General features: G+C 58.3%; 5 protein-coding genes. 4 read left to right on the top strand and 1 reads right to left on the bottom strand.

The window, feature by feature from the left end; translation table 11 throughout:
- Positions 1-105: 105 nt before the first annotated feature.
- Positions 106-1254 (top strand): acetylornithine deacetylase, encoded by a 1149-nt coding sequence (gene argE, locus ACRESD_RS05745; protein WP_431750043.1) that lies wholly within the window; start codon positions 106-108, stop codon positions 1252-1254.
- Positions 1255-1389: 135 nt separating this feature from the next.
- Positions 1390-2691 (top strand): amino-acid N-acetyltransferase, encoded by a 1302-nt coding sequence (gene argA / locus ACRESD_RS05740; protein WP_431750042.1) that lies wholly within the window; start codon positions 1390-1392, stop codon positions 2689-2691.
- A gap of 64 nt (positions 2692-2755) precedes the next feature.
- Here the strand turns inward: argA and tauA are convergent, their stop codons facing one another.
- Entirely contained in the window at positions 2756-3742 is a 987-nt protein-coding gene (gene tauA / locus ACRESD_RS05735) for a taurine ABC transporter substrate-binding protein (protein ID WP_431750041.1), read from the bottom strand.
- A 370-nt stretch (positions 3743-4112) separates the two neighbouring features.
- Between tauA and ACRESD_RS05730 the strand changes: the two genes are divergently transcribed.
- Both ACRESD_RS05730 and ACRESD_RS05725 read left to right on the top strand, forming a co-directional pair.
- Positions 4113-5444, top strand: coding sequence for an OprD family porin (locus ACRESD_RS05730; protein ID WP_431750040.1), 1332 nt, complete (start codon positions 4113-4115; stop codon positions 5442-5444).
- 273 nt (positions 5445-5717) lie between these two features.
- On the top strand, positions 5718-6356 hold the full coding sequence (locus ACRESD_RS05725; protein WP_015886425.1) for a peroxiredoxin: 639 nt from the start codon (positions 5718-5720) through the stop codon (positions 6354-6356).
- Positions 6357-6391: the final 35 nt, after the last annotated feature.

Below are 6391 nucleotides of genomic sequence, written 5' to 3'. Positions count from 1 at the left end.
GCCGTGCAGTGTACAGGACTGAGCCCGGCAACGCGCCGCAACGGTTTATTGTGTCGTGCAGATGGCTCTATAGTGGGGTTCATCCGGGAAGTTGAGAGGCCGCGCATGCCGTTACCGTCCATGAAAGAGCAATTCGCCGCGCTGATTGCCGCACCGTCGGTCAGTTGCACCCAAGCGTCTCTCGACCAGACCAACCGCCCGGTGATCGACTTGCTCGCCAGTTGGCTGGGTGATTTGGGCTTTGCCATCGACATCCAGCAAGTCAGCCCTGGCAAATTCAACCTGCTGGCCAGCTTCGGCAGCGGCCCCGGTGGCCTGGTGCTGGCGGGTCATAGTGACACCGTTCCTTATGACGCGGCATTGTGGACGACTGATCCGTTGAAACTGACGGAAGTCGACGGCCGCTGGGTAGGGCTGGGCAGTTGCGACATGAAGGGCTTTTTCGCGTTGGCGATCGAGGCCGTGTTGCCGCTGTTGGATCAATCGTTCAAGCAACCGTTGTTGATCCTCGCTACCTGTGACGAAGAAAGCTCCATGTCCGGTGCACGCGCGTTGGCCGAAGCAGGCCGCCCGCTGGGGCGTGCGGCGGTGATTGGTGAGCCGACGGGCCTCAAGCCGATCCGCCTGCACAAAGGCGTGATGATGGAACGTATCGACATCCTCGGCCAAAGCGGCCATTCGTCGGACCCGAGCCTGGGCCACAGCGCCCTCGAAGCCATGCATGACGCCATCGGCGAACTGCGCGGTTTGCGCCTGGCCTGGCAACGCGAGTACCGCAACCCGCAGTTCAGCGTGCCCCAGCCAACCATGAACTTCGGCTGCATCCATGGTGGCGACAACCCCAACCGCATCTGCGGCCAGTGTTCCCTGGAGTTCGACTTGCGCCCCTTGCCGGGCATGGACCCCCAGGTGCTGCGTGACGCTATCCGGCAGAAGCTCGAACCCTTGGCCGAGCGGCATAAAGTAAAGATCGACTACGCGCCGCTGTTCCCCGAGGTACCGCCATTCGAGCAGCCGGAAGATGCCGAACTGGTGCGGGTGGCGGAGCGATTGACCGGGCATCGTGCCGAAGCAGTAGCGTTCGGCACCGAAGCGCCTTATCTTCAGCGCCTTGGTTGTGAAACCCTGGTGCTGGGCCCTGGCGACATCGCCTGTGCCCACCAGCCGGGCGAGTACCTCGAAATGTCACGCTTGACGCCTACAGTGCGTCTATTGCGGGAACTGATCGAGCATTACTGCCTGAAACCCGCATAAATTAACCCCTGCCCATTCGTACATAGAAGGAGAGCGAGCGTGTCGCCAAGCCTGTTCCGACGATAACCATCAGCCCGCTGTGCGCTTTCACGATTCATCCTTGTTTGGCTGCTTTTTATTACAGGCCCAGGTTTTATGCCCGAATACGTCAATTGGCTTCGTCACGCTTCGCCCTACATCAATGCTCACCGGGACTGCACCTTCGTGGTCATGCTGCCCGGCGATGGTGTGGAACATCCGAACTTCGGCAATATCGTCCACGACCTGGTGCTGCTCCACAGCCTGGGGGTGCGGCTGGTGTTGGTGCACGGTTCGCGCCCACAGATCGAAGCCCGCCTTGAAGCCCGCGGCCTGGTCCCGGCTTACCACGAAGGTCTGCGCATCACCGATGCCGCGACCCTGGAGTGTGTGATCGACGCGGTCGGCCACCTGCGCATCGCCATCGAAGCGCGCTTGTCCATGGACATGGCTTCCTCGCCGATGCAGGGCTCGCGCCTGCGGGTGGCCAGCGGCAACCTTGTGACCGCACGGCCTATCGGTGTGCTGGAAGGTGTGGATTATCACCACACCGGCGAAGTGCGCCGGGTCGACCGCAAGGGTATCAATCGTTTGTTGGACGAGCGCTCCATCGTGTTGCTATCGCCCCTGGGTTACTCACCGACAGGCGAGATCTTCAACCTGGCCTGCGAAGACGTCGCCACCCGCGCCGCTATCGACCTGGGCGCCGATAAGCTGCTGTTGTTCGGCGCAGACATGGGCCTGATCGATGAAAACGGCCGGCTGGTGCGCGAGTTGCGTCCCCAACAAGTGCCGGCGCACCTGCAGCGCCTGGGCAAAACCAACTACCAGGCCGAATTGCTCGATGCCGCCGCCGAGGCCTGCCGAGGCGGAGTAGGGCGCAGTCATATCGTCAGCTATGCCGAAGACGGCGCCTTGCTCACCGAACTGTTTACCCGGGACGGCGGCGGTACGCTGGTGGCCCAGGAACAATTCGAACAGGTGCGCGAAGCGGCGATTGAAGACGTCGGTGGCTTGCTCGACTTGATCAGCCCGCTGGAAGAGCAGGGCATTCTGGTGCGGCGCTCGCGGGAAGTGCTGGAGCGTGAGATCGAGCAATTCAGCGTGGTCGAGCGTGAAGGCATGATCATCGCCTGTGCGGCGCTGTACCAGATCGCCGATTCAGATGCCGGCGAGTTGGCGTGCCTGGCGGTGAACCCGGAGTACCGCCATGGCGCGCGCGGCGATGTGCTGCTGGAACGCATCGAAACCCGTGCCCGGGCGCAGGGGTTGAAGACCCTGTTTGTCCTCACCACCCGCACCGCTCACTGGTTCCGCGAACGCGGTTTTGTGCCGAGCAGCGTGGATCGCCTGCCGTCGGCGCGGGCATCGCTGTACAACTACCAGCGTAATTCGAAGATTTTCGAAAAGGCCCTCTAAACCGGGCCTCAGAAGCACAACAGGTCTAAATGTGGGAGCGGGCTTGCTCCCACATTCGATTTGCTTACTGGCTGATAAATCTGTCGGTCACGAAGGCTGAATAGTCTGGTAGCACCGTTTCAACCTTTCCCTGTTCCTTCAAGAACTTCGCCGTCTCCCCGATCGCTTTCGCCGTGCCACCTTTAAGCAGTGCGTCGGTTTGCTGCGCCTGGGCATCCGGGAACGCAGTGCCGGCCAGCAGCTCGGGAATGTCGGCGGCATTTGAACCTGTCAATTTGGCGATTTTTTGCACCGGTTCGGAATCCACCATCCAACTGTCTTTATGGGCGGCATAGTCGGCGAATGCATCCAGGGTGACCTTGGCAAACTTGGCCACTACGTCAGGATGTTTTTCCGCGAAATCCTTGCGTGCCACCCACACTTCGAAGGTCGGTGCACCCCACTGACCCACCTGGGCCGCGTCTGTCAGGGTTTTGCCGGTCTTGCGGATCTCGCCCAGGGCCGGTGACCACACGAATGCACCGTCGATATCGCCACGTTTCCACGCGGCGGCAATTTCGGCGGGTTGCAGGTTCACCACCTTGACTTGTTTGGTGTCCAGGCCCCAATGCTTGAGGGCGCCGAGCAGGCTGTAATGAGAGGTTGAAACGAACGGCGTGGCGATGGTTTTGCCCACTAGGTCTTGTGGCTTGTCGATCCCGCTGCCATTGCGCACCACCAATGCTTCAGAAGCATTGATCTGCGCCGATACGATAAACGCCACGATGGGTAGATTGCGTGAAGCCGCTGCTGCAAGGGGGCTGGAGCCGAGGTTGCCGATTTGTACATCACCGGATGCGATGGCCGTGACCACCTCCGGGCCGCTGTTGAACCGGCGCCAGGCGATCTTCTCGCCGATGGCTTTTTCGTAGAGGCCATCAGCCTGTGGGACTTTGCTGGGGTCGATGCCGGTTTGGTAGCCGATAGTCAGGTCGGCCGCGTTGACACCAAAAGAAAGTATTAGCGATACAAAAACTGTAACAAATTGACGGGAGGATGTGCCTTTGGCCATGATGGCGTCGCCTTTTTGATCGTGGGTGACGTATGCAACAGTACGGCCACACTAATCGATCTAAAAAAAGGCTGGTAAATACCGTTTAGGCATTAGCTTATGGAGCGGTTGGTCTACGCTAACCGACTCGCTTCATGGAATGGCTTATTCCTGGATCGTATGAAAAAGAATGAAATAATTCTTTTTGGGTGTATGAAAAACTCATTACCCTGCAGGGACCAAATTAACTGCGATTAGACGAAGGTAGTAGACATATCAGGTTACGATTGACTTGGTAGTCACTATCTGGCGCTAATCGCGCATCTGTGGATCGAGGGCGTCAGACCCGAGACCTAAGAAATACAAAAATTAGAAATGAGAGGAGCGGTACATGAAGAAGTCAACATTGGCGTTGGCCGTGGCTGTGGCTGCAATTGCACAACAGGCACACTCCGCCGGTTTCATCGAAGACAGCAAGGCCACTCTGGGTCTGCGTAACTTCTACATCAACACAGACAACCGCACCGGTACTGGCGCGAACAAGAACGAAGAGTGGGGCCAAGGCTTCGATCTGCGTTTCATCTCTGGCTACACCCAGGGCACTGTTAAGTTTGGTGTTGACGCTATCGGCCTGTACGGCGTGCGACTGGATTCCAGCCCAGCCAAGAGTGGTAACTCGGGCGGTACCGCTTCCGGTGGCACCATTTTCCCAAGCGACGGCAACCGTGCTGTTCCAGATTTCGCCAGCTTGGGTCTGACCGGTAAAGTCAAGATTTCGGAAACCGAGCTGAAAATCGGTACATTGATGCCGAACAACCCGGTTATCAAGGCCAACGACGGTCGTCTGCTGCCGCAAACCTTCACCGGTGGTCAGATCACCTCGGGCGAAATCAAAGACCTGACACTGACTGCAGGTCAGATCGAGTCCGCCAAGGGCCGTAACTCCAGCAACGACGAAAACCTGTCGATTGCTGGCGCGAACAAAAGCTCCAACTACGACACTGGCAAGTTCAGCAACAAGTTCTACTACGCTGGTGCTGACTACAAGATCACCAAGGATCTGACCGCTTCGTACTACTTCGGCGAGCTGAAAGACTTCTACTCCCAGAACTTCCTGGGCTTGGTACACAACTGGGCAATCGGCCCGGGCGTGCTGAAAAGCGACCTGCGCTACTACCGCAGCCGTGATAACGGTTCTAACGGTAATACCGCTGCCTACTACACCACTGGTTACTACAACGACGGTGCCAAGCCAACCACACTGGGCAAGGTCGACAACGACCTGTACAGCTACCTGGCACTGTACTCGGTTAACGGCCACACCTTCGGTGGCGGTTACCAGTACACCAAGGGCGACAGCGACTTCCCTTGGCTGAACCAAGGTGACGGCTCGTCGAACAGCACCACCACCGACATGCAGATCCAGAAGTTTGCCCGCGCCGGCGAGCGCACTTGGCAAGCTCGTTACGCTTATGACTTCGCCAAAGTCGGCGTGCCTGGCCTGACCGCTGGTATCATTTACCTCAAAGGTACCAACATCCAGACCACTACTGGCGACAAGTCCGAGTGGGAACGCGATATCACCCTGGCATACGTTGTTCCAGAAGGCCCGCTGAAAAACCTTGGCGTGGCTTGGAAAAACGCAATGTGGCGTACCGATGTGGCTACCCGCGACCAAGACGAAAACCGTCTGATCGTCAGCTACTCGATCCCGCTGCTGTAAGCGTGTAAAACCTTGCCCGGCGCAATGCCGGGCAGGGTGTCTTGCTTTCAAGTCGGGCTCAACCCCCGCAAGCCCTTCCCGAATTCCCTCTTTGTACAGCGTCTCAAGGCCTTCTCGAACCTTGAAACCGATGTTGCTCTTCGCCCGTTCCCGCGTCCAATGAACAGATTTTTAATATTCCTTTATCGTCTAGATAAATCGATATTTATTCTTTTTAAATAATCACCAATCCATGCACAGTGGGCTCCATAAGCACTCATCAGGAGCCACACCATGAGCCTAAGACTGGGCGACATCGCCCCCGACTTCGAACAGGATTCCAGCGCCGGCAAGATTCGTTTCCACGAGTGGCTGGGCGATAGCTGGGGCGTACTGTTTTCCCATCCGGCGGACTTCACCCCGGTGTGCACCACCGAATTGGGCTTCACCGCCAAGCTCAAGGACGAATTCGCCCAGCGCGGCGTCAAGGCCATCGCCCTGTCGGTCGACCCGGTGGACTCACACCACAAGTGGATCGAAGACATCAACGAAACCCAGAATACGGTCGTCAACTTCCCGATCCTGGCTGATGCCGACCGCAAAGTGTCGGACCTCTACGACCTGATCCACCCCAACGCCAGTGACACCCTCACCGTGCGTTCCCTGTTCGTGATCGACCCGAACAAGAAGATTCGCCTGACCATCACGTACCCGGCCAGCACCGGCCGCAATTTCCACGAGATCCTGCGGGTCATCGACTCGTTGCAACTGACCGACAATCACAAGGTCGCCACCCCCGCCAACTGGCAGGACGGTGATGAAGTCGTGATCGTGCCGTCGCTCAAGGATGAGGAAGAGATCAAGAAGCGCTTTCCGAAGGGCTATCGTGCGGTGAAGCCTTACCTGCGGCTCACCCCGCAGCCCAACCGTTAACGCTGGTATCGCCATCGCGGGCAAGCCCGGCTCCC

Origin of the sequence: Pseudomonas sp. (assembly GCF_050739995.1) — a bacterium.
GTDB lineage: Bacteria > Pseudomonadota > Gammaproteobacteria > Pseudomonadales > Pseudomonadaceae > Aquipseudomonas.
Note: the sequence above shows the minus strand (reverse complement) of the source record. Positions and strands in the feature narration are given on the sequence as shown.